The following is a 19,332-nucleotide window of genomic DNA, read 5'->3' on the forward strand; positions in this document are numbered from 1 at the left end:
CGTCTCCGGCGGCTACAGTCCGAGGCGGTCGCGGATCGCGTCGACGAGCCCCGCCGACGGGTCGTCGTCCGGCGCCTCGGGGTCCGGAACGACCTTCTCGTGGGCGTACACCCGGACGTGCTCGTCCGACTCCACGGTGATGAGCGAGTCCTCCTTCAGCGCCGAGAGGGCCTCCTCGACGGCGTCGATGTCGGCGTCGACGGCCGCGCGAAGTTCGAGGACCGTCATCCCCTCGTCGCCGCGGTCGACGAGCGCGTCGAGCAGCGCGACCTCGACGTCCGGCCGGTCGCGGTATTCCGGCTTTGCGGCCATACGTGTCCCTTGTGCGGGGCGGACTTTACGTCTACCGGCGGTCGGCGAGCGAGCGGCGGCCGCGCGCTCAGCGTATGAGCCGAGAACAGGTGCCGCAGAGGTTCTCCTCTTTCACGTCGACCTCGCGGACGGTGGGCGAAAACGACATCACGCACTTGCTGTTGTCGCAGTGCTCCAAGCCGAGCGTGTGCCCGATCTCGTGGACCACCTCCTTGCGGACGCGGTCGCCGAAGACGTCGACGGCGGGTTTAGTCGAGACGCCGCCGTCCGAGGAGGTGCGGAGCCGGTGGGTGGAGATGACGGAGCCGCTGCCGTTGAGGTACGCGAGGCCGAAGACGTAGTTCCGGCGCCGGTAGTAGAGGTCCTCGGGCGTGATGCCGATGTTCTTCTCGCCGCCGCCGACCCGGGTGACCGTCTCGATGAGGTCCTCGGCGCGGTACTGGTCGCGGTCGGCGTCGAACGCGGAGTCCGGGATCGCCTGGTCGTCGTGGACCGTCACGTCACAGTCGTACACGGAACGCAGCGCAGCGGAGGCCTCCCGTTTCACTCGGGGCGTGACCTCCCCGACCGGGACGATGTCCACGAGCATGGAACCGCTTTTGACCGCCGCGGTCATAAAGGCCGCGCCGTGGGGTCACCGCCGCCGTCCGAACGGGCGCTCGTCGCCGCACTCGACCCGTACGAGCGGCTGATCGAGGTCGGCGTCGGGCGGCGTCCGGACGTCGCCCTCGCGCTCGCGGACCGGGGCCGAGCGGTCGTCGCCGTCGACGTCACTGTGAGCGAGTCGGCGCGGGAGGCGGCGACGGCGGCACAGTCGGGCGAGGGGTCGCTCCGCGTCGCCGCCGCGGACGTGACGGCGTTGGCGGCCGACGACGGACGGGCGATCCGCGACGCGATCGGCTCCGAGTCGGTCGGAGACGGGGTCGACGCCGTGTACGCGCGGAACTTGCCCGCCGAGATCCAGCGCCCGACCGTCGCGCTGGCCGAGCGGCTCGACGCCGCCTGCCTGTTCACCACGCTCGGGTTCGAGGAGCCGGTCGTCGACGTCCGGCGGCGGTCGCGAGAGGCGGGGACCGTCGTGTACGTCGCCCGGTGACGCCGCGGCCCGGCGACCGCTCCGTCGCGACGCTCGAACCGGCGGTCGGGGCGTCCCTCGAACCGGCGACGCCGGCCGCGAACCCGAACGTTCATTCCGCCCCCAAACGGCCTTGCGGTATGCAGGTCGACGCAGTGGTCCTCGACATCGACGGGGTGTTGGTGGACGTGGCGGACACCTACCGTCGGGCGATCCTCGAGTCGGTCGACCGTGTCTGCGGCAAGCCGATCGACCGCGACGCGGTCCAGGCGTTCAAGGACGCCGGCGGCTTCAACAACGACTGGGAGCTGACCGACGCGGCCGCGCTGTTCGTGTTGGCCCGCCGGGAGGGGCTCCGGATGGACGTCGAGGAGTTCACCGACCGCGTCCGCGAGCTCGGCGGCGGCCTCGACGCCGCCAAGGAGGTCGTCGGCGACCTCCCGCGGGTCGCGCAGGCCCGCGTCCGCGATCAGTGGGACCGGGACGCGCTCCGCGAGACGTTCCAGGCGCTGTACCTCGGCGCGGAGCTGTACCGCGAGCTGGAGGGCGGCGAGCCGCCGGTCGAGACGGACGGGTACATCCACGACGAGCCGACGCTCGTCGCCCCCGAGACGATCGCCGAGCTCAGCGATCGGTTCGACGTCGGCGTCCTCACCGGTCGGCCGGCGGCGGAGGCCGACATCGCCCTGGATCGCGTCGGCCTCGACGTGCCCGAGGACCGGCGGTTCACGATGGACGACTGGGAGGAGGGGAAGCCGCACCCGCGGGCGCTCGTCGAGCTCGCCGAGCGGTTCGACGCCGAGCGCGTCGCGTTCGCGGGCGACACCCTCGACGACGTGCGGACCGCGCGCAACGCCGACGAGACCGACGAGACGCGCGTGTACTACGGGATCGGCGTCCTCACCGGCGGGCTCACCGGCGACGCGGGCCGCGAGAAGTTCGCCGAGAACGGCGCCGACGCCGTCGTCGAGGACGTGAACGAACTGGTTGAGCTGGTGGAGTGACCGACGGCGCGTCGCGGCCGTACCGCGCGGGCGACCGAGCCAATCGGATTCCTTCGGCCGACGCGGTCGCGGAACTCGCCGGTACCGGAGACGCGTCGCGGCGGCGGCTGACGGCGAGCCGGCCGGGATTGACACTCTCGACGCCCGTATGCTGCCTCGACGCGAGACGCGGGCCACGGCCACCGGCACGAACCGGACCGGTTTTGACGGTTTATGACCCCTCGCCCGCTAGCGCGGTCGATGAGTGACGCCAACGCGACGCAGCGGATGGAAGTCAGCGGCGAGAGCGACGGCGAATCCGCGTTCGTCGCCCGGGCCCGCGACCACGAGCTGGTGATGGACGACCCCGAGTCGACGGGCGGCGACGACGCCGGCGCGATGCCGATCGAGCACCTGCTCGCGGCCTGGAGCGGGTGCCTCGACGCGACGGTCCGCGCCGTGGCGCCGGACTTCGACCTCGACGTCCGGGGCGTGGAAGTCGAGGTGGCCGGCGAGTTCGACCCGCGCAAACACCTCGGTCACGCCGAGGAGCCCCGAGCGGGCTATCAGGGCGTCGAGGCGAGCGTCGACGTGGACTTCGCCGGCGACGTGGCCGACGACACCCTCGCCGAGTTGACCGCCGCGGTCGAAGAGCAGTGTCCGGTGAGCGACAACCTCGCGAACGAGACCGCGACCGACGTGACGCTCCAGCGGGAGTAGGCGGGACCGTTCGGGGGGCGGATTTCGGCGATGGTCGTTTCGGAGACCGGTCGGTAACGAGGCTGGAACTGATGGGCCTTGCCGGATTTGAACCGGCGATCACTCCGTTATGAGCGGAGTGCTTTGAGCCAGACTAAGCTAAAGGCCCGCGTCGATTTCGGGTACACGAGCGACGTTCTTTAGATTACCGCATTACCCCGACCCGAGGTCGTCGAGAACCGTCTCAAGCCGATACTCCGCGTGCCAGTTGACGTTCGCGCGGTTGTCGTTGGCGGCGGGTTCGTACCGGATCGCGGTCGTCGTCGATCCGGCCTCCTCGATCGCGATCAGGTAGACATCCTCTTCTCTGACGTTCAAAGCGGCGAAGTAGTCGATCTCCCCCTCGTATCCCGAGCGCTCGTACCCGTCGCTTTTTGTACGGACGCTTCTGGTTCTGAACTCCACCGCACCGTCGCGTTTACTGTCGTACGCGGTTTTGACTTGGATCCGGTGGAAGTCGCCGCCGACCTCGGCCACGAGGTCGTACGGCTCGTTGTCGAACGCCGGCGTGAGCACGGAGACGTCCCGAGCGACCAGTTCCGCGATGACGATCGCTTCCGTCGCCTGTCCGCGCTTCTGTGGTTCCTCGAGTCGGTCGTACTGGGCGAGACGCGACATACGAACGGCTGCGTCGCTATCGTACAAAACGAGCGGCCGAACGAAGGGACGCCGAAGCCAGGACTCGAACCTGGGACCGCCTCGTGACTGTGACGGCCGGGGGAGGTTCCGCCGAACGTCGTAACAGCGAGGCGCTCTACCAACTGAGCTACTTCGGCTCACCTCCGGGTACTCGCGTCGTTTTGATATGGCTTTCGTTTCCGCCCGACGGAAGGGGATCAGCGGGACACAGGGGTGCGAAACGATACCGCGGAGGACAGGTCTCGCGGGCGCCGATCCGACCGACACGTTTTCGGCCGGACCGCGAGACCGTTCGGTATGGACGAGTTGGAGGCGGTGCTGTCGCGGGTCCGCGAGCGGGTCCTGCCGGAGCCGGCGGAGCGCGAGCGCCTGCGGGAGACGGCCGCGACGCTGACCGACCGGACCCGCGAGGCCATCGCCGACCTCCCCGTCGACGCCGACGTGGTCCAGGTCGGGTCGACCGCGCGCGGCACGTGGGTCGCCGGCGACCGCGACATCGACCTGTTCGTCCGGTTCGACGCGGACCTCGACCGCGCCGAACTGGAGGAGTACGGCCTCGAGGTCGGCCACGCGGTCCTCCCCGACGGCCACGAGGAGTACGCCGAACACCCGTACGTGAAGGGGAGCTACGAGGGGTTCGACGTCGACCTCGTCCCCTGTCACGACGTGGAGAGCGCCGGCGAGCTGGTCTCCGCGGTCGACCGCACGCCGTTCCACGACGCCTACCTCTCCGCGCGGCTCGACGACGACCTCGCGGCGGACGTGGTGCTGGCGAAGGCGTTCCTGAAGGGGATCGGCGCGTACGGGAGCGACCTCCGCACCGAGGGGTTCTCGGGGTACCTCACGGAGCTGCTCGTGTTGGAGCTGGGCGGGTTCGTCCCGCTGGTGGAGTCGGCGCGGAGCTGGCACCCGCCGGTGGAGTTCGACCCCGAGGGGCACGCCGAGCGGACGTTCGAGGACCCGCTGGTCGTCGTCGACCCGACGGACCCGACGCGGAACGTCGCCGCGGTGCTGTCGGCGACGAACCTCGCGCGGTTCCAGCACTACGCCCGGGAGCTGCTCGCGGCCCCGAGCGAGGAACTCTTCGAGCCGGACGAGCCGGAGCCGCTGGACCCGAAGGCGGTGCGCGCCCACCTCGACCGGCGGGGGACGACGCCGGTCGCGGTGGTCTTCGACGCGCCCGACGTGGTCGACGACCAGCTGTGGCCCCAGCTCCGGCGGTCGCTGGACGGGATCGTCGGCGGGCTGAACGACCGCGGCTTCGACGTCCTCCGAGCGCGGGCCATGACGGACGCCGCGAGGGCGACAGGGGACGTTGGGCGGCACGGCGCGGAGAGGACGGTCGGACGCGACGGGTCCGACGGGGCGACCCGGGCCGCGCTGTACGCCGAGCTGGAGGTGACCGAGCGGCCGGCCGTCGAGCGCCACGACGGGCCGCCAGTCGCGGTCCGGAAGCACGCCGCGAGCTTCTACGAGTCGTACGTCGACGACGTCGACCCGGACACCTACGGCCCGTTCATCGACGGGGACCGATACGTCGTCGAGCGGGAGCGGGAGTTCGCCACCGTCCGGGAGTACTTGGAGAGCGACGCCGCGAGCGACGTGGCGCTCGGCGCGCAGGTGGAGCCGGCGTTCGACGACCGCGACGTGCTGGTCGGCGAGGCGGTCGCGACGCTCGCGCCCGCGTTCGGGCGGCCGCTCCGGGAGTTCTACGAGCCGCGGCCGTGAAGTCAGCGGGACGGGTCGTGCGGGGTAGCGACCCGGAACGCCGACGGGCGGGCGGGGATCAGCCGGCGACGCGGTCGAGGAGCCAGTAGACGGCGGCGGCGGCGGCGGCGACGATCAGCGCGAGCGCCGAGAGGAGCCCGGCGGCGGCGGGGAAGGACAGCCAGAACGCGGCGTAGAAGGCGAGCGCGAACGCGAACAGGCCGACGACCAGCAGTCCGCGGGAGGGGTTCTGCGCGGCGGCGACGAAGGCGCGCTGGGCGATCGAGAGGTCGCCGAACTCGGGGACGTCTTCGGCGTCCACGGCGTCGGAGAACGGCCCAGAGTCGGCCGAGTCTGTCGACTCGCCGTCGACGGAGCGGTCGGTGTCGGTCACGGACGCGGGTACGGGCCGAGGGATGCTGTACCTATCGCTTGCGGGCGGACGCCGGGCGTCGACGCCCGTCAGAGGAGCCGCCCGGCGAGGAGCGAGCCGAGGAGAAACGCGGCCAGCGCGGCCGCGAGGTTCGACCCCGCGACGGCCGCGGCGGCGCGGGCCCCCGTCTCGCTCGCGGTCCGGACCGTCCCGACGGCGAACGAGGAGAACGTCGTGAACGCGCCGCAGAAGCCGACGCCGAGGAGCAGCGCCGCCGTCGACCCGACCGGGGCGGCGGAGACGGCTCCGAGCGCGAAGCTCCCGAGCGCGTTGACGAGGAGGACCGATTGGCGCCCCTCGACGCGGAGTCCGACCGCGTGCCGGGACGCGGCGCCGAGCGCGCCGCCGACGCCGACGAGCGCCGTCGCGAGGAGCGACGCGACGGTCATCGGCCGTCTCGACCCCCCACGGCGATCCCGAGCGCGGCCGCGGCGAAGCCGGTCGCGTAGCTGGCGGCGACGTACCACGCGCCGGCAGGCGTCCCGAGCGCGACCGCGTCGGCGACGAACGTGCTGTACGTCGTGAACGACGACAGCGCGCCGGTTCCGACGAACAGCCTGACTCGGTCGCTCGACGCGCGGGTCAGGAGGAGCCCGAGCGCGAACGATCCGGCGACGTTCGCGACGAGCGTTCCCGCGCCGGTCGGAGCGCCGCCGCCCGCGGCGGCGGTGGCCGCAGCGACGGCCTCGCCCGCGCCGAGGTCGACCGCGTGCCTGGCGACCGCGCCGAGGAAGCCGCCGGCCGCGACGAGCAGGAATCCGTACGGCGTCCGTTCCATGAGCGTCGGTGTGTCCGCGGGGGCTTGTGCGTTCCGAGCCGCCTCGGCGCTACTCGGCGTCCGACGGCCGGCTGGCGCGGGGGCTCTCTCCCCCGTGCGGCGTGCGCCGTTCGCGGATCCGGACCGTGTGGGCCGTCTCCGTCGCGTCGTCGACGACGAGCGCCTCGCCGACGCCCTCGGGGAGCCGCGCGGCGAGGTCGCCGGCGAGGTACGTCGCTTCCGCCTCGGCGAGCCGGTCGACGTCGCGCGCGGCCGTGAGCCGGTGGGAGACGAGGAGGTCGGACTGGGAGACGGCGACGCTCGGCAGCGCGGCCGGCCGCTGGGTCGCACAGACCAGCGAGACGCCGGGCGCGCGGCCCCGCGTGAGGAGCGTCCGGAGCGCGGGCTCGGCGACCCCGTCGAAGAACGCGTGCGCCTCGTCGACGAGCAGCCACGGCAGCCGTCGGAGGCGCCCGTCGATCCGCGCGTCGTAGAGGCCGCGAGCGACCGCGCGAACGGCGGCCGCCGCTGCGGCGTCGGGCACGCCGGCGAGGTCGAGGACGGCGGGGTCGCCGTCGGCCGCGAGCGACGTGACCGAGCGCGCGTCGGCATCGAAGACGCCCCACGAGTCCGCCAACCGGAGGTGGTTCGCCGCGGCGCGCCGCGTCTCCGCCGGCGCGTCGGCCGCGGCGACCGCCTCCTGAAGCGCCGCGAGCGAAGGCGAAGACCCGCCGTCGACCCCGTCGGCGACGACGCGCCAGACGAGGCTTCCCGGCCCGCTCTCGGGGTCGAGACCGAGTAAGTCCGGCCACGTCGACGGCGGTATCGAGCCCGGGCGGACCGCGGGGTCGACGACCTGTCCCCCGGCCGCTTCGAGGCCCCCAAAGACGCCCATCGGGTCGACGACGACCGGCGCGACGCCGTCGGCGGCGGCGAGCTCCTCCGCGAGGACGCCGAGCGTGTACGACTTCCCGGTTCCGCGCTTCCCGAAGACGACGCCCGCGTGCGGGCGGTCGAGGTCGACCCCGACGGGTGCGCCCGCGCTCCCGTCGCGAGCGAGGAAGGATCCGATCCGGGCGGTGTGGGACGGGAGGTCGCCGTCACGATCGATCGCGTCGCCGCAGTCGGAGTCGCGGTCGCTCGCGTCGCCGAGGTCGCGGCCGGGGTTGCTCGCGTCGTCGCCGTCGGGCTCCGGGCCGTCGCGGCCGAGTACGTACACGCGGACGGCTGGCCTCGGTATGAGATAAAAACGGTCGGGCGGCCGACCTTTTATACCGGATGCCGCGGCCAGCGGGGGGTATGCCCGATCGAACACACGACTCGCGCACCGCGAACCGCCGGACGTTCAGCACCGACACCCGCGCGATCGAGGGGCTCCCGGTCCGCCTCGTCATCGCGCTCGTCGTCGGCGTCGCCAGCCTCAGCGTGATGATGGGGATGATCGGCGACATCGACGGGTTGGCCGCGACGGAGCTCGACGCGCAGCCGCAGCCGGAGGTGACCACGCCCGGGGAGCAGTCGATCGACGTCGCGGTCGTCGACCCGGACGGCTCCCGCGTCGCCGACGCGACGGTGATCGTCCGCGGCGGCTCCGCGCGGATCGACGGCGTCGTCACTGCGGAGACGAACGGCGAGGGGATCGCGACCGTCGACGTCGACCCCGAGTTGGGGCCGAACCAGGCCGACGGGACGCTCACCATCGACGTCAAGCCGCCGGCGGAGGGCGACTACGTCGACGAGCGGGGGAACACCGAGGTGCTCGTCGTCGAGGAGTGACGCCGCGGCGGCGCGCTGCGAGAGGCGGTCAGAGCTGATCGTCCCAGTCGATCCAGTCCTGCTCCCAGCCGTGTCGGCGCTGCCGGCCGCGCTCGGCGCGCTCGGCGTCCTCGCGGCGGGTCCGGTTGCGTTCCGTTCCCGGCTGTTCGCCGTCGACGAGCATCGGCTGGAGCCGTGCCGGGCCGTGGGTCGCGACCGTCTCGAACCCCGGCGGCGCCGGGTCGTCCCCGTCCTCCGGGGCGGTCGACGGCTCGATCGCCGCGACGGTCTGGACGCCCGCGCCGCGCGGGTAAACGATCCGGCCCCCGGACGCCAGCTGTTCGCGGAGGGGTCGCGGCGGCTCGACCACGGCGGCTTCGAGGAGGATCCGGTCGTAGGGCGCGTAGGCGGGGAGCCCGTCGGCGCCGTCCGCGCGGTCGACGAGGACGGCGCCGTAGCCGGCCGCGTCGAGGTTCGACCGCGCGGCGTGGACGGCGGCGCGGTCGATGTCGACCGCGTGGACGCGCCGCGCGCCGGCGATCGCCGCGAGCAGCGCGACCGAGTAGCCGATCCCCGCGCCGACGACGAGGACCGAGTCGCCCTCGTCGGCGTCGAGCGCGGTGAGCAGTCGGACCAGCGTCGCGAGCGAGAGCGAGTGAGGGTCGTCGCCGTCGACGGCGCCCCCGCGGGGCGAGTCGTCGACGAAGGGGTCGCGGGGGACGCGCTGAAGAGCGGTCAGCACGGGCGGCTCGATCGGCTCGCCGATCTGGTGTTCGAGCCCCTCGATCATGTCCGCCCGGAGCGACGCGTCGTCCATGCGCCGTCTCGGGACTCGGTCCTCTAAAACTGTGCGTTCGGCCGCCCGCCTACCGCATCGGGACGAACCGCACGCCGCCGTGGTCCTCGCGGTCGATCCCGTCCTCGCGGGGGGTGAGCCGGACGAGCCGCTGGCGACCGCGCTCGCTGACGGGCGCGACGACGCGGCCGTCCGTCCGGACGCGGTCGACGACGGCGTCCGGGACCGCCTCCGGCGCCGCGCAGGTGAGGTACGCGGCGTCGAACGGGGCCGCGTCGGCGAACGCCTCGCGCCCGTCGCCGGCCGACACGGTCACCTCGTACCCGAGGCGGTCGAGGCGGTCGCGGGCGCCGGCCGCCAGCTCCGGGACGCGCTCGGCCGAGAAGACGTTCCCCGGGCCGACGACCTCGGCGACGACCGCGGCGTGGTAGCCGCAGCCGGTCCCCACCTCGAAGACGCGGTCGCCGCGCTCGACGTCGAGCAGGTCGGTCATCATCGCGACCATGTGCGGCGCGCTGACCGTCTGCCCGTGACCGATCGGGAGCGGTCGGTCGGCGTACGCCGACCCGCGCACCGACTCCGGAACGAACTCGTGTCGCGGGACGGCGCCGATCGCCGACAGCGTCCGCTCGCTCGCGTCGAGGCGGTCGCGGAGCGCGTTCACCAGGTCGCGCCTGGCGGCCGCGTGGTCGGCGTCGTTCATATGGAGAGTTACCACGGGGTCCGTGGAGAAAGCATCGGCCGGAAAGAGCGGGGGTCGGCTCGACCGCGACGCATCGAGTCGTTCGGTTCGCGTCGAGCACGGGTCAGTTCGCGTCGAGCACGGGTCAGTTCGCGTCGAGCATGGGTCAGTTCACGTCGATCCGGTGGCCCTCGTCCGCGTCGACGGCGTCGAGCGGGACCGTCACCGTGAGCACGCCGTGGCGGTACGTCGCGGTCGCGTCCTCGAGGACCGCGGTCGCGGGGAGTTCGATCGTCCGAGTGACGGACTCGTGACGGCGCTCGCGGCGGAGGTAGCGTCGGTCCCCGTCCTCGCGTTCCGTGTCGCGCTCGCCGGAGATAGTCAGCCGATCGCCGCTGGCGCGAACGTCGATCTCCTCGCGGTCGAAGCCCGGGAGGTCGGCCATCACGACGAACTCGTCGTCGTACTCGGCGACGTCGATGTCGGCGGCGCGGAGGTCGCGGCCCCAGGTCCGCTCGCCGGCGAAGGGCGTGCGGCCGAGGAACTGCTCGATCTCGTCGAAGGGATTCGTCGTGTTCATAAAGACAGAAAGGCGCCGTGAGATATTAAACACAGAGTGAGGCGTGCTATCCCACGACCGCGCCGGCGTCTCGGTTAGCGGCGGCGGCGCGCTCGCGCTCAGTTGACGTCGATCGTGTGCCCGCGGTCGTCGTCGGGCGAGCGCTTGGGGAGCGTGACGGTGAGCACGCCGGCGTCGAAGGCGGCCGTCGCCGCGTCGGCCTCGACCGGTTCGGGGACCGGGACGCGGCGCGAGACGGACCGGAGGCGGCGCTCGCGCCGGTGGTAGCGGACCTCGTCGCCCTCGTCCGCGTCGTCCGCGTCGTCGCCCTCGGCGGCGAACTCGGCGGACTCCTCCCGGGAGCCGGCGATCACGAGCGCGTCGTCGCGCAGCTCGACGTCCACGTCGTCGGCGTCGAACCCGGGGAGGTCGGCGACGACGGTGATCGACTCGTCGTCCTCGATCACGTCGACGTCCACCTCGCGGGCCCCGGGGAACCGCGGGACCTCGGGCCCGGCCCCCTCCAGCGTGCCGCCGAGTTCCTCGAACTCGCGGCCCATCCGTTCGAGCAGGTCCTCGATCTCGTCGAAGGGATCGCGTCGTGTCATACGGGACAGGATTCGAGGCGGAGCGCCTTGAACGTACTGGCGGCGGGACCGGGCCCGGGCGACAGACACTATCCGCTGGCGCCCCTGGCGATCGTATGCGCCTGTTCTGGCACCGAGGCGACGCGCGGACGCGGGACAACGCCGGCCTCGCGGCGGCGGCCCGCGAAGGAACGGTCGTTCCCGTCTTCGTGTACGACGCGGACCTGCTCGCGACGGTCGGCGCGCGTCAGCGCGCCTTCTTCCTCCGGCACGTGAAGCGCTTAGAGGAGCGGTATCGAGAACTCGGGAGCGACCTCGTCGTCCGCGCGGGCGACCCGGACGATGTCCTCGTCGACCTCGCCGACGAGCACGACGCCGAGGCAGTCGTCTACAACGAGCACTACCGGCCGGCCCGCCGGAACCGACAGCGCGCGGTCGAGGACGCGCTCGCCGGCGCGGGCGTCGCGATGGACTCCCGGACGGACCTCGTGTTGGTCGACCCCGGGCGCCTGGAGGAGCGGTACCCGAACCACAGCCAGTTCCACGGCGACTGGGAGGCCGTGCCGAAGCGCGGGCCGTACGCGGAGCCCGACCCGGACGCGCTGGCCGACGTGCGCGACGGGAAGACGGTCCCCGAGCCCGACGCCGACATCGACCTCCCGGGCGCCGGGTACGAGGCCGCGCGCGAGCGGTTCGACGAGTTCCTCGACTACGGGATCACCTCCTACAACGACACCCGCGACGACCTCTCGCGGGCGGTCGAGGCGCCGACGCACGCGGTCTCCAGGATGTCGCCGTACCTCGCCACGGGGGCGATCGGGATCCGCGAGGTGTGGGCGGGCGCGAGCGACGTCTACGACGCCGTGACGGGCGGCGAGCGCCGCAACGTCGACAAGTACCGCTACGAGCTGTCGTGGCGCGAGCAGATGTACCACCTGCTGTACTACACCCCCGACCTCGCCGTCTCGAACTACAAGTCGTTCCCCAACGAGGTCGCGTGGCGAGAGTCGGACGCGGACTTCGAGGCGTGGACCCGCGGCGAGACCGGCTACCCGCTCGTCGACGCCGGGATGCGACAGCTGAACGAGGAGGGGTACGTCCACAACCGCCCGCGGCAGGTGGTCGCGAGCTTCCTGACGAAGCACCTCCTGATCGACTGGCGGCGCGGGGCGCGCTACTTCACGAAGCAGCTGATCGACCACGACTACGCCTCGAACCACGGCGCCTGGCAGTGGACCGCCTCCACCGGCACCGACTCCGTCGACGTGCGCATCTTCGACCCGGTGAGCCAGATGTCGAAGTACGACGACGGCGCCCGGTACGTGAAGGCGTACGTCCCTGAGCTGTCGGACGTGCCGGCCGGGAAGGTCGTCGACTGGCCGACCCTCTCGCGGGCGGAGCGCGAGGAACTGGCGCCCGACTACCCGCACCCGATCGTCGACCGGAACGAGGGGTACGAGCGGGCCCAGCGCGTCTTCGAGGAGGCGCTCGGGAAGCGATAGGTGCGGCCGGGGCGGAAACGGCGTTCCGTATCCGAGTTCTTTTCACGGGAACCGGCGAACACCGCGCCCATGTCCCCCGTCACGGTCGACGACGTCGAGGCCGCGGCCGAGCGGCTCGCCGGCACCGACATCGCCCAGCGCACGCCCGTCGAGCGGAGCCGGTCGCTGAGCGAGCGGTGCGGGGCCGACGTGCGGCTGAAGATGGAGCACCTCCAGCGCACCGGCTCGTTCAAGACGCGCGGCGCGTACAACGCGATCTCGCGGGCGGTCGACGGCTCCGGCGAGGGGGCCGACGAGCCCGCGGTCGAGCGCGTCGTGGCCGCGAGCGCGAGCAACCACGCGCAGGGGGTGGCGCTGGCGGCGTCCGACGCCGGGATCGACGCGACGATCGTGATGCCGGAGTCGGCGCCGGCGGCGAAGATCGAGGCCACCCGCGCGTACGGCGCCGAGGTCGTCCTCCGCGGGAGCGCGTTCCCCGAGGCGATGGCCCACGCCCAGACGCTGACCGACGACCCCGGGACGCGGTTCGTCCACGCCTTCGACGACCCGGACGTGGTCGCCGGCCAGGGGACGCTCGGCTTAGAGGTGCTCGACCAGGTGCCCGCCGCCGACACCGTCCTCGTCCCGGTCGGCGGCGGCGGGCTCGCGGGCGGCGTCGCGACCGCGGTGACGGCGCGCTCGCCCGAGACGCGCGTGATCGGCGTTCAGACCGAGGGCGCGTCGACCCTCTCGGAGAGCCTCGCGGCGGGCGAACTCGTCACGCGCGACGAGCCGGACACCATCGCGGACGGCATCGCGACCGGCGGGCTGAGCGACCTCACCCTCGGCCTGCTGGACGAGCACCTCGACGGCGCCCTCGTCGTGAGCGACGACGACGTGGCGAGCGCGATCCTCCTGCTCTTGGAGCGCGCGAAACAGCTGGTCGAGGGCGCGGGCGCGACCGCCGCGGCCGCCCTGTTGAACGAGGACGCGGTCGACGAGCTCGACCTCGCCGGCGAGACCGTCGTCCCGCTGCTCTGCGGCGGTAACATCGACGTGACGACGCTGAAGGAGGTGGTGACCCACGCGCTCGTCGACCGCGACCAGCTGATCGAGCTGTCCGTCCGCATCGACGACACCCCCGGGACGATGGGGGAGATAGCGACCCTGATCGGCGGCGAGCGCGCCAACATCCGGACGGTGCGCCACGAGCGCAGCCGCCCGGACCTGCCCGTGGGCGACGCCGACCTCGTGTTCGAGGTGGAGACGAACGGGCCCGCCCACGTCGACCGCGTCCTAAGCGCGGTGCGCGAGGCGGGCTACGAGGTCGAGTGGACGACGCGCGAGGCGTGAGAAGCGAGGTCGGGTGTTTATAAACTGGACTGCGGTGGCGCGCGCCTCCGAGCGGCCGCCCCCGGCGGCCGCGAGGAGCGCGTGCGAGGGAGTCGGCCGACCGGAGCGAAGCGGAGGGAGGCCGACGAGGTTGGGGAGGTGAGAGGCGCGGTTGCGGTGCGGGGTGGGACTCGAAGGGGCGGCCGGGAGGCGGGCGCGGGCGACGCAAGCACCGCAGGGAGCGAACGGGGTGAGCGACCGAGGAGCACAGCGAGCGCGCGCCCGCCTCCCGGCCGGGGCTTCGGCGGTGTTCGCCTCGGCGACCATGTACCGCCGAACGACCGGAACTTTGGCGGCGTCTGTCGCCGATTCGTCCGCGTCTCGCTCGATCCGACGATTTGAAACGCGCACCCCGGCAACCACGTCGTAATGAGTCTCGTCGTCACCGACACCCTGGAAGGCGAGCGCGTCGAGTTCACGGCCGACGGCGACGTCACGCTGTACGTCTGCGGCCTGACGGTGTCGGACGACCCGCACCTCGGCCACGCCCGCCTGTGGTTCCACGCCGACGTGCTCCACCGCTGGCTCGAACACGAGGGGTACGACGTGCGCCACGTCGAGAACGTCACCGACGTGAACGAGAAGATCACGGCCCGCGTCGGCGAGCGCGACGAGTGGGCCGCCGAACGCGACGTGGCCGAGACGTTCACGGCGAGCGTCTTCGACGCGATGCGCGGGCTGAACCTCAAGCGGGCCGAGGTGTACCCGCGCGTCACCGAACACGTCCCGGAGATAATCGACCTGACGGAGACCCTGATACAGAAGGGGTACGCCTACGAGTCGAACGGCTCCGTCTACTTCGACGTGACGCGCTTCGACGGGTACGGGAAGCTCTCGAACCAGAACCTCGACGCGCTCGAAGCGCAGGGCGAACCGGACGAGCGCTCGGAGAAGCGCAACCCCGCGGACTTCGCGCTGTGGAAGGCCGACGGCGTCAACGAGACCGCGGCGCGGGAGCACGCCAAACACGACCACGGCGCCGAGACGCCCGACGGCGAGACGTGGGACTCCCCGTGGGGCGAGGGGCGCCCGGGGTGGCACGTCGAGTGCTCGGCGATGTCGACGACGCACCTCGGCGACACGCTCGACGTCCACATGGGCGGGCGCGACCTCGTCTTCCCGCATCACGAGAACGAGATCGCGCAGTCGGAGGCGGCCACCGGCGAGGCGTTCGCGCGCCACTGGCTCCACGTCGGCCTCCTGGAGATGGACGGCGAGAAGATGTCCTCCTCCATCGGCAACTTCTGGACCGTCCCGGACGCCCTCGAGGAGCTCGGCGTCAACGTGGTCCGGACCTTCTACGCCGGCGCGGCCTACCGCTCCGAGCAGGCGCTCACCGAGGAGACGATCGCCGAGGCCGAGGAGCGCTGGGAGCGCCTCTCGCGCACCTACGACCGCGCCGTCGAGGCGCTCGACTCGACCGACTCCCGCGCGAAGGCCGCGGACGACGACCTCCGCGAGGCGGTCGCGACCGCGCGCGAGGGGTTCGCGGCCGCGATGAACGACGACCTCAACCTCCGGGAGGCGACCGCGGCGCTCCTCGATCTCACCGACGCGGTGAACCGCCACGTCGACGGGGTCGACGAGGCCGAGGACGCCTACGATTACCGCGGCCTCCGCGAGGCCGTGGCGGCGTTCGAGGACCTCGGCGGCGACGTGCTCGGGCTCCAGTTCGAGACGGAGAGCGGCGGCGACGTGGATCTGGCGGGCGAGCTGGTCGAGCTCGTGCTCGACGTGCGCGAGGCCGAGCGCGAGGCGGGCAACTACGAGCGTGCGGACGAACTACGGGACGCCCTCCGCGAGGTCGGCGTCGAGATAGAGGACGGGCCGGACGGCGCGACGTACCGGTTCGAGTAGCGGGCGGAGCGGAGCTCGCTCGGACAGGGCAGTCAGTCCCAGGTCACGTAGACGAGGAACGCGATGCCGACGAACTCGAGGACCTGGAGGTACATCATCGCGCGGACCGCGGGCGTCGACATCTGCGGCGGGTTCAGGTAGTAGAACAGCGCCAGCGCGTTCTCCGCCAAGAGGAAGGCGGCGAACACCGCCGACCCGAGCGTGTGCTTCGACCGCACTTCGAGGTAGCTGCGCCCCCAGATGCCGAGGAGGACGAGCAACAGCAGGATGTTGACCCCCGCGGCGACTCGCGCCACGTCGAGCGTCAGGGTCATTCCGCGTCGCCTCCGATTCCACGATCAGTCGCCGCGTTCCAGGTTCGGGTCATGCTCACTCCAGTTGGTCGATGATGGATTCGACGGTCTCCCAGTTGTCTCGGGTGCGCTCGGTCGGTAGGTACACCGCGCCGTAGGTCTGTTCCGTGCTCTCGACCACGTCGTTCTCTTCGAGCACGTCGAGGTGGTGTCGCACGGTCTTGTACGCCAGGTCGAGGTCCTCTGCGAGCTGGTTTGCGTTCCGCGGGCGCTCGTCGAGCGCGCGGAGCAGGCGGGCCCGGTTGGGACCCCCCCGCGTTCCGGCCAGCACCTGCCAGAGAACCGGCTCCATCGACAGTACCGATCGGCGGAGCGGCCTATAAACGCGTGGATACCAGCACCGCGAGGGCGGAGGACGGGAGCGTCGGCGGGGACCATCTGGCGGCTCGGGGCCGCTACGGTTGTAACACGCCGTCGATGACGTGGATGATGCCGTTCGAGGCCTCGATGTCCGTGTCGACGATATCGGCTTGGTCGCCGTTGAGATCGGCCCCGTCGACGTCGACCTTCGCGCCGTTCAGCGTCGGCACCCGGCTCGCGTTGACGATCGAGTTCGCCTTCCGGCGGCCCGGCACGACGTGGGAGGTGAGCACGTCGCCGAGCCCGTCGACGTCGCCGACGTTGTCGACCGTGATTCCAGCGGCGTTGAACGCCTCGTCCGTCGGGGCGAACGCCGTGAGCTGTCTGTTCCCGCTCAGCGTGTCGACGAGCCCGGCCTCCTGGACCGCGGCGACGAGCACGTCGAACCCGTCGGCCGCGACGGCCACGTCGACGATCGTTTCCCCCTCGCTCGGCGGCTTGGCGGCGGCCGCTCCGACGCCGCCGACCAGCGTCGCCGTTCCCGCGCCGAGGCCCTTCAGTACCGTCCGTCTGTTCGCGTTCATGGGAGACACCCGGCCGGGAGAACGTTTCAGTATGTATTCAATAATTTGGAGAAAGTAACCCGCATCCGGCACGAAAGCGACCCGAATCTTCGACGGTATTGCCGGTAGGGGGCGGCGACCGGACCGGGGCGGGGTCGCTCGGGGGCGGGGTCGCTCGGGGGCGGGGTCGCTCGGGGGCGGCGTCGTTCGGGGGCGGCGAGCGGGCGCCGGGGCTCAGTCCAGCACGTGTTCGGTGTCGTACGAGCCGAGCACCTTGACCCAGCCCTTGTCGGCGATGGCCTCGACGTCCCCGACCGCCTTCGCCATGTGGTCCTCGTAGAGGCCGGCGTCCACGTCGAAGTGGAACAGGTAGTCGCCGAGGCGCTCGCCGCTCGGGCGCGACTCGATCCGGGAGAGGTTGAGGTTGCGGTCCGCGAACGCCTCCAGCAGTTCGAGGAGGAGCCCCGGGTAGTTCGCGTTCGGGTAGACGATCAGCGTCGTCTTGCCGCCGGCGTCGGAGCGCGCGGAGTCGGGCGCGACGACGAGGAACCGGGTCGCGTTGGAGGTCTGATCCTGGATGTCCGCGGCGAGGATGGAGAGGTCGTCGCCGGCGTTGTCCGGGTGGCCGATGCCGGCGACGCGGGCGTCCTCGCGGGCGCGCTCGACGCCGCGGGCGGTGGAGGCGACCGCCTCGAGGCCGGCGTCCGGGTACTCGGCCTCCAGCCAGTTGCGGCACTGCGCGAGCGCCTGCGAGTGGCTCGCGACGACCTCGAAGGCGTCGTCCTGCGCGAGGAGGGCGTGCCGGATCGGCGTGACGACCTCGCGGGTGACCGACACGTCGTACTCCGCGAGCGCGTCGAGGCTCTCCGTGACCGACCCCTCGATGCTGTTCTCGATGGGGACGACGCCGCGCTCGAACTCGCCGTCGGCGACGGCGTCGACGATGGCGGTGACCGATTCGCGGAACGACACCTCGGCGGCGACGGCGCGCGCGGCGCGGTGCGAGTACGTGCCGGCGGGGCCCAGGGTGACGGCGTTCATCACCCCACCGTACCGGGGGCGGTGAGAAAAGCCTGCGGGGCGCGGCGATGTTTCGGGTGCGTCCGGTCGGATTCGAGCCGCGGGGCAGGTCACTCCTCGTCCGGGTCGGTCGGCACGCCGCCGAGGTTCCCCTCGTCGTCGAACAGCTTCGCGCGGAGGAACCGCGTCCGGAAGCGGTTCGCGCCCTCCTTCGTGTCCGCCTCGCGGATCTCGTCGATCCGGCCGTCCGCGACGGCGTCGATAACCTCCTCGACCTGCTCCTTCTCGCTCGGGGTCAGCTCGAACTCGTAGGTCCGCGGCTGCTCGCTCTCCAGCCGCGTCCACTTCCGCGCGGCCGACACCACCACGGAGCAGGGCTCGCGGCAGGGGAAGGCGCCGTCGCCGCCGTCGACGTCGAGGTCCGTCTCGTCGTCGTACTCCCACTCGCGGCGCTTGAGGCACTGCGAGTCGTCGCAACAGGCCTCCGCGACCCAGTTGACGTGCTCGTACCCCTCGCCGCGGTCCCACGTCTTCACGACGCCGTAGATGCCCGACTGGCGCTCCATCGTCTCCCGCCAGTGGTTCACGTCGAGTTCGCCCTCGCGCTCGCGGTGCCAGTTGGCGACCGTCGCGGGGTATATCGTCTCGACCGTCTCGTAGAGCTCGCGGGGGCCGAGGTCGGGGAAGACCCAGCCGCCCGCGAGCGACGGCGCCGTCTTGAGGGGGCGGTACCGCCCCCTCTCGTCGAAGGTGACCAGGTCGCGCGCGTCGAGCGGGTCGTCGTACGCGTCGAGCTCGTCGACCGGGACGCCCGCGTCGTCGGCGTGACGCACGTCGTAGCGGCGCTCGCCGCGGTCGGTGAGCGTCGCGGTAATCTTCAGTTCGCCCCAGGCGCGCTCGATCCCGGCCGCGAGCGCCGCGTACCGGGTCGCGACGGTCTCGCCGTCGGCGTCCTCGATCCAGCGGAGGAAGGCCCGCCGGGGGCCGAACTCGCCGACGACGCGCTCGAAGACGTACCAGTCGGTGACGGCGGGCGCGCGCTCGGCGAGCGCCTCGTGGAGGTCGCGCTCGCTCATCCCGGTCGGCCGGCTCCCGTCGGCGAGGACGTACTCGTCGGGCGAGCCGCCGGGCAGCTCCTCGTCGGTGCCCTCGGTGCCGCGCGCGACGCTGAACCCCTCGAACCGCAGGGGCTCGCCGGGGTCCAGCTCGTCGAGCGCGTCGAGGACCGCGTCGAACGCGTCGCTCGGGAGGTCGATCTCGGGGACTCCGGGGTCGTCGCCGCCCGCCTCGCCGCCGTCGGTCGCGGAGGTGGAGTCGGCCAC

Annotated in this window: 24 protein-coding genes and 2 tRNA genes; 8 read left to right on the forward strand and 18 right to left on the reverse strand. The window is 72.2% G+C overall.

All coding sequences use genetic code 11. The annotated features are described in order from the left end of the window. Nucleotides 1-12: 12 nt before the first annotated feature. Together DVK06_RS15570 and DVK06_RS15575 are read right to left on the reverse strand one after the other, a co-directional pair. A complete protein-coding gene (locus DVK06_RS15570; RefSeq protein ID WP_121600969.1) occupies nt 13-312 on the reverse strand; it encodes a DUF6432 family protein in 300 nt (99 codons plus the stop codon). 67 nt (nt 313-379) lie between these two features. Continuing rightward, nucleotides 380-901 (reverse strand): archaemetzincin family Zn-dependent metalloprotease, encoded by a 522-nt coding sequence (locus DVK06_RS15575; RefSeq protein ID WP_053771842.1) that lies wholly within the window; start codon nt 899-901, stop codon nt 380-382. A gap of 39 nt (nt 902-940) precedes the next feature. On the opposite strand from DVK06_RS15575, the gene DVK06_RS15580 reads away from it, so the two are divergent. The 3 genes from DVK06_RS15580 to DVK06_RS15590 all read left to right on the forward strand — a co-directional run bounded on the left by DVK06_RS15580 (nt 941) and on the right by DVK06_RS15590 (nt 3,090). Further along, nucleotides 941-1,408 (forward strand): UPF0146 family protein, encoded by a 468-nt coding sequence (locus tag DVK06_RS15580; RefSeq protein ID WP_053771843.1) that lies wholly within the window; start codon nt 941-943, stop codon nt 1,406-1,408. Between the two features lie 119 nt (nt 1,409-1,527). Next, a complete protein-coding gene (locus DVK06_RS15585) occupies nt 1,528-2,391 on the forward strand; it encodes a TIGR01548 family HAD-type hydrolase (RefSeq protein WP_121600970.1) in 864 nt (287 codons plus the stop codon). Between the two features lie 240 nt (nt 2,392-2,631). Further along, entirely contained in the window at nt 2,632-3,090 is a 459-nt protein-coding gene (locus tag DVK06_RS15590) for an OsmC family protein (RefSeq protein WP_121600971.1), read from the forward strand. 72 nt (nt 3,091-3,162) lie between these two features. On the opposite strand, the gene DVK06_RS15595 is transcribed toward DVK06_RS15590, so the two are convergent. From DVK06_RS15595 to DVK06_RS15605, 3 genes are all read right to left on the reverse strand, one after another. Continuing rightward, nucleotides 3,163-3,238, reverse strand: a tRNA-Ile gene (locus DVK06_RS15595). Between the two features lie 44 nt (nt 3,239-3,282). Continuing rightward, on the reverse strand, nt 3,283-3,747 hold the full coding sequence (locus tag DVK06_RS15600; RefSeq protein ID WP_121600972.1) for a group I intron-associated PD-(D/E)XK endonuclease: 465 nt from the start codon (nt 3,745-3,747) through the stop codon (nt 3,283-3,285). A 49-nt stretch (nt 3,748-3,796) separates the two neighbouring features. Continuing rightward, nucleotides 3,797-3,905 (reverse strand) — tRNA-Asn (locus DVK06_RS15605). A gap of 160 nt (nt 3,906-4,065) precedes the next feature. On the opposite strand from DVK06_RS15605, the gene cca reads away from it, so the two are divergent. Beyond that, nucleotides 4,066-5,496: a CCA tRNA nucleotidyltransferase gene (gene cca / locus DVK06_RS15610; RefSeq protein WP_121600973.1), complete on the forward strand. Its 1,431-nt coding sequence runs from the start codon at nt 4,066-4,068 to the stop codon at nt 5,494-5,496. 58 nt (nt 5,497-5,554) lie between these two features. Here cca and DVK06_RS15615 read toward each other — a convergent pair whose 3' ends face one another. The 4 genes from DVK06_RS15615 to DVK06_RS15630 all read right to left on the reverse strand — a co-directional run bounded on the left by DVK06_RS15615 (nt 5,555) and on the right by DVK06_RS15630 (nt 7,884). Further along, nucleotides 5,555-5,869 carry a hypothetical protein gene (locus tag DVK06_RS15615; RefSeq protein WP_121600974.1) on the reverse strand — a complete coding sequence of 105 codons (315 nt, stop codon included), beginning with the start codon at nt 5,867-5,869 and terminating at the stop codon, nt 5,555-5,557. Between the two features lie 68 nt (nt 5,870-5,937). Further along, nucleotides 5,938-6,297, reverse strand: coding sequence for a CrcB family protein (locus DVK06_RS15620; RefSeq protein ID WP_121600975.1), 360 nt, complete (start codon nt 6,295-6,297; stop codon nt 5,938-5,940). Further along, the gene (locus DVK06_RS15625) at nt 6,294-6,686 is read right to left on the reverse strand and encodes a CrcB family protein (RefSeq protein WP_121600976.1); all 393 of its coding nucleotides are present in this window, start codon (nt 6,684-6,686) and stop codon (nt 6,294-6,296) included. The genes DVK06_RS15620 and DVK06_RS15625 overlap by 4 nt, the downstream gene beginning before the upstream one ends. 49 nt (nt 6,687-6,735) lie before the next feature. Further along, nucleotides 6,736-7,884, reverse strand: a complete 1,149-nt coding sequence (locus tag DVK06_RS15630) for an ATP-binding protein (RefSeq protein WP_394345526.1) — start codon at nt 7,882-7,884, stop codon at nt 6,736-6,738. A gap of 80 nt (nt 7,885-7,964) precedes the next feature. Here DVK06_RS15630 and DVK06_RS15635 point away from each other — a divergent pair, with 80 nt between their 5' ends. After that, a complete protein-coding gene (locus tag DVK06_RS15635; RefSeq protein ID WP_121600993.1) occupies nt 7,965-8,441 on the forward strand; it encodes a carboxypeptidase regulatory-like domain-containing protein in 477 nt (158 codons plus the stop codon). Nucleotides 8,442-8,469: 28 nt separating this feature from the next. Here DVK06_RS15635 and DVK06_RS15640 read toward each other — a convergent pair whose 3' ends face one another. The 4 genes from DVK06_RS15640 to DVK06_RS15655 form a co-directional block, all read right to left on the reverse strand. Further along, nucleotides 8,470-9,237 (reverse strand): protein-L-isoaspartate O-methyltransferase, encoded by a 768-nt coding sequence (locus DVK06_RS15640; protein ID WP_053771849.1) that lies wholly within the window; start codon nt 9,235-9,237, stop codon nt 8,470-8,472. Between the two features lie 49 nt (nt 9,238-9,286). Further along, nucleotides 9,287-9,919, reverse strand: a complete 633-nt coding sequence (locus DVK06_RS15645) for a protein-L-isoaspartate(D-aspartate) O-methyltransferase (RefSeq protein WP_121600977.1) — start codon at nt 9,917-9,919, stop codon at nt 9,287-9,289. A 145-nt stretch (nt 9,920-10,064) separates the two neighbouring features. Next, nucleotides 10,065-10,478: an archaeal heat shock protein Hsp14 gene (hsp14, locus tag DVK06_RS15650; RefSeq protein WP_121600978.1), complete on the reverse strand. Its 414-nt coding sequence runs from the start codon at nt 10,476-10,478 to the stop codon at nt 10,065-10,067. A 98-nt stretch (nt 10,479-10,576) separates the two neighbouring features. Continuing rightward, nucleotides 10,577-11,065: an Hsp20/alpha crystallin family protein gene (locus tag DVK06_RS15655; RefSeq protein WP_053771852.1), complete on the reverse strand. Its 489-nt coding sequence runs from the start codon at nt 11,063-11,065 to the stop codon at nt 10,577-10,579. 95 nt (nt 11,066-11,160) lie between these two features. On the opposite strand from DVK06_RS15655, the gene DVK06_RS15660 reads away from it, so the two are divergent. The 3 genes from DVK06_RS15660 to cysS all read left to right on the forward strand — a co-directional run bounded on the left by DVK06_RS15660 (nt 11,161) and on the right by cysS (nt 15,774). Next, nucleotides 11,161-12,546, forward strand: coding sequence for a deoxyribodipyrimidine photo-lyase (locus DVK06_RS15660; RefSeq protein WP_121600979.1), 1,386 nt, complete (start codon nt 11,161-11,163; stop codon nt 12,544-12,546). A 69-nt stretch (nt 12,547-12,615) separates the two neighbouring features. Next, complete coding sequence (ilvA, locus tag DVK06_RS15665; protein WP_121600980.1) at nt 12,616-13,878, forward strand: threonine ammonia-lyase; 1,263 nt, start codon at nt 12,616-12,618, stop codon at nt 13,876-13,878. Between the two features lie 408 nt (nt 13,879-14,286). After that, on the forward strand, nt 14,287-15,774 hold the full coding sequence (cysS, locus tag DVK06_RS15670; protein WP_121600981.1) for a cysteine--tRNA ligase: 1,488 nt from the start codon (nt 14,287-14,289) through the stop codon (nt 15,772-15,774). Nucleotides 15,775-15,806: 32 nt separating this feature from the next. Here cysS and DVK06_RS15675 read toward each other — a convergent pair whose 3' ends face one another. From DVK06_RS15675 to DVK06_RS15695, 5 genes are all read right to left on the reverse strand, one after another. Further along, nucleotides 15,807-16,088, reverse strand: coding sequence for a hypothetical protein (locus DVK06_RS15675; RefSeq protein ID WP_053771856.1), 282 nt, complete (start codon nt 16,086-16,088; stop codon nt 15,807-15,809). Nucleotides 16,089-16,143: 55 nt separating this feature from the next. Next, nucleotides 16,144-16,419 carry a winged helix-turn-helix domain-containing protein gene (locus tag DVK06_RS15680; RefSeq protein ID WP_053771857.1) on the reverse strand — a complete coding sequence of 92 codons (276 nt, stop codon included), beginning with the start codon at nt 16,417-16,419 and terminating at the stop codon, nt 16,144-16,146. Nucleotides 16,420-16,522: 103 nt separating this feature from the next. Further along, nucleotides 16,523-17,011, reverse strand: a complete 489-nt coding sequence (locus tag DVK06_RS15685) for a fasciclin domain-containing protein (protein WP_121600982.1) — start codon at nt 17,009-17,011, stop codon at nt 16,523-16,525. Between the two features lie 213 nt (nt 17,012-17,224). After that, nucleotides 17,225-18,031, reverse strand: a complete 807-nt coding sequence (gene pheA / locus DVK06_RS15690; protein ID WP_053771859.1) for a prephenate dehydratase — start codon at nt 18,029-18,031, stop codon at nt 17,225-17,227. An 89-nt stretch (nt 18,032-18,120) separates the two neighbouring features. Next, on the reverse strand, nt 18,121-19,332 hold the full coding sequence (locus DVK06_RS15695; RefSeq protein WP_053771860.1) for a DR2241 family protein: 1,212 nt from the start codon (nt 19,330-19,332) through the stop codon (nt 18,121-18,123).

Source organism: Halorubrum sp. Atlit-28R, from assembly GCF_003665955.1.
GTDB classification, from domain to species: domain Archaea; phylum Halobacteriota; class Halobacteria; order Halobacteriales; family Haloferacaceae; genus Halorubrum; species Halorubrum tropicale.

Coding starts and splice junctions, on each gene's coding strand:
- DVK06_RS15570 (WP_121600969.1), bottom strand. CDS start 312: ATGGCCGCAAAGCCGGAATACCGCGACCGGCCGGACGTCGAGGTCGCG.
- DVK06_RS15575 (WP_053771842.1), bottom strand. CDS start 901: ATGCTCGTGGACATCGTCCCGGTCGGGGAGGTCACGCCCCGAGTGAAA.
- DVK06_RS15585 (WP_121600970.1), top strand. CDS start 1,528: ATGCAGGTCGACGCAGTGGTCCTCGACATCGACGGGGTGTTGGTGGAC.
- DVK06_RS15590 (WP_121600971.1), top strand. CDS start 2,632: ATGAGTGACGCCAACGCGACGCAGCGGATGGAAGTCAGCGGCGAGAGC.
- DVK06_RS15600 (WP_121600972.1), bottom strand. CDS start 3,747: ATGTCGCGTCTCGCCCAGTACGACCGACTCGAGGAACCACAGAAGCGC.
- cca (WP_121600973.1), top strand. CDS start 4,066: ATGGACGAGTTGGAGGCGGTGCTGTCGCGGGTCCGCGAGCGGGTCCTG.
- DVK06_RS15620 (WP_121600975.1), bottom strand. CDS start 6,297: ATGACCGTCGCGTCGCTCCTCGCGACGGCGCTCGTCGGCGTCGGCGGC.
- DVK06_RS15625 (WP_121600976.1), bottom strand. CDS start 6,686: ATGGAACGGACGCCGTACGGATTCCTGCTCGTCGCGGCCGGCGGCTTC.
- DVK06_RS15635 (WP_121600993.1), top strand. CDS start 7,965: ATGCCCGATCGAACACACGACTCGCGCACCGCGAACCGCCGGACGTTC.
- DVK06_RS15640 (WP_053771849.1), bottom strand. CDS start 9,237: ATGGACGACGCGTCGCTCCGGGCGGACATGATCGAGGGGCTCGAACAC.
- DVK06_RS15645 (WP_121600977.1), bottom strand. CDS start 9,919: ATGAACGACGCCGACCACGCGGCCGCCAGGCGCGACCTGGTGAACGCG.
- hsp14 (WP_121600978.1), bottom strand. CDS start 10,478: ATGAACACGACGAATCCCTTCGACGAGATCGAGCAGTTCCTCGGCCGC.
- DVK06_RS15655 (WP_053771852.1), bottom strand. CDS start 11,065: ATGACACGACGCGATCCCTTCGACGAGATCGAGGACCTGCTCGAACGG.
- DVK06_RS15660 (WP_121600979.1), top strand. CDS start 11,161: ATGCGCCTGTTCTGGCACCGAGGCGACGCGCGGACGCGGGACAACGCC.
- ilvA (WP_121600980.1), top strand. CDS start 12,616: ATGTCCCCCGTCACGGTCGACGACGTCGAGGCCGCGGCCGAGCGGCTC.
- cysS (WP_121600981.1), top strand. CDS start 14,287: ATGAGTCTCGTCGTCACCGACACCCTGGAAGGCGAGCGCGTCGAGTTC.
- DVK06_RS15675 (WP_053771856.1), bottom strand. CDS start 16,088: ATGACCCTGACGCTCGACGTGGCGCGAGTCGCCGCGGGGGTCAACATC.
- DVK06_RS15680 (WP_053771857.1), bottom strand. CDS start 16,419: ATGGAGCCGGTTCTCTGGCAGGTGCTGGCCGGAACGCGGGGGGGTCCC.
- DVK06_RS15685 (WP_121600982.1), bottom strand. CDS start 17,011: ATGAACGCGAACAGACGGACGGTACTGAAGGGCCTCGGCGCGGGAACG.
- pheA (WP_053771859.1), bottom strand. CDS start 18,031: ATGAACGCCGTCACCCTGGGCCCCGCCGGCACGTACTCGCACCGCGCC.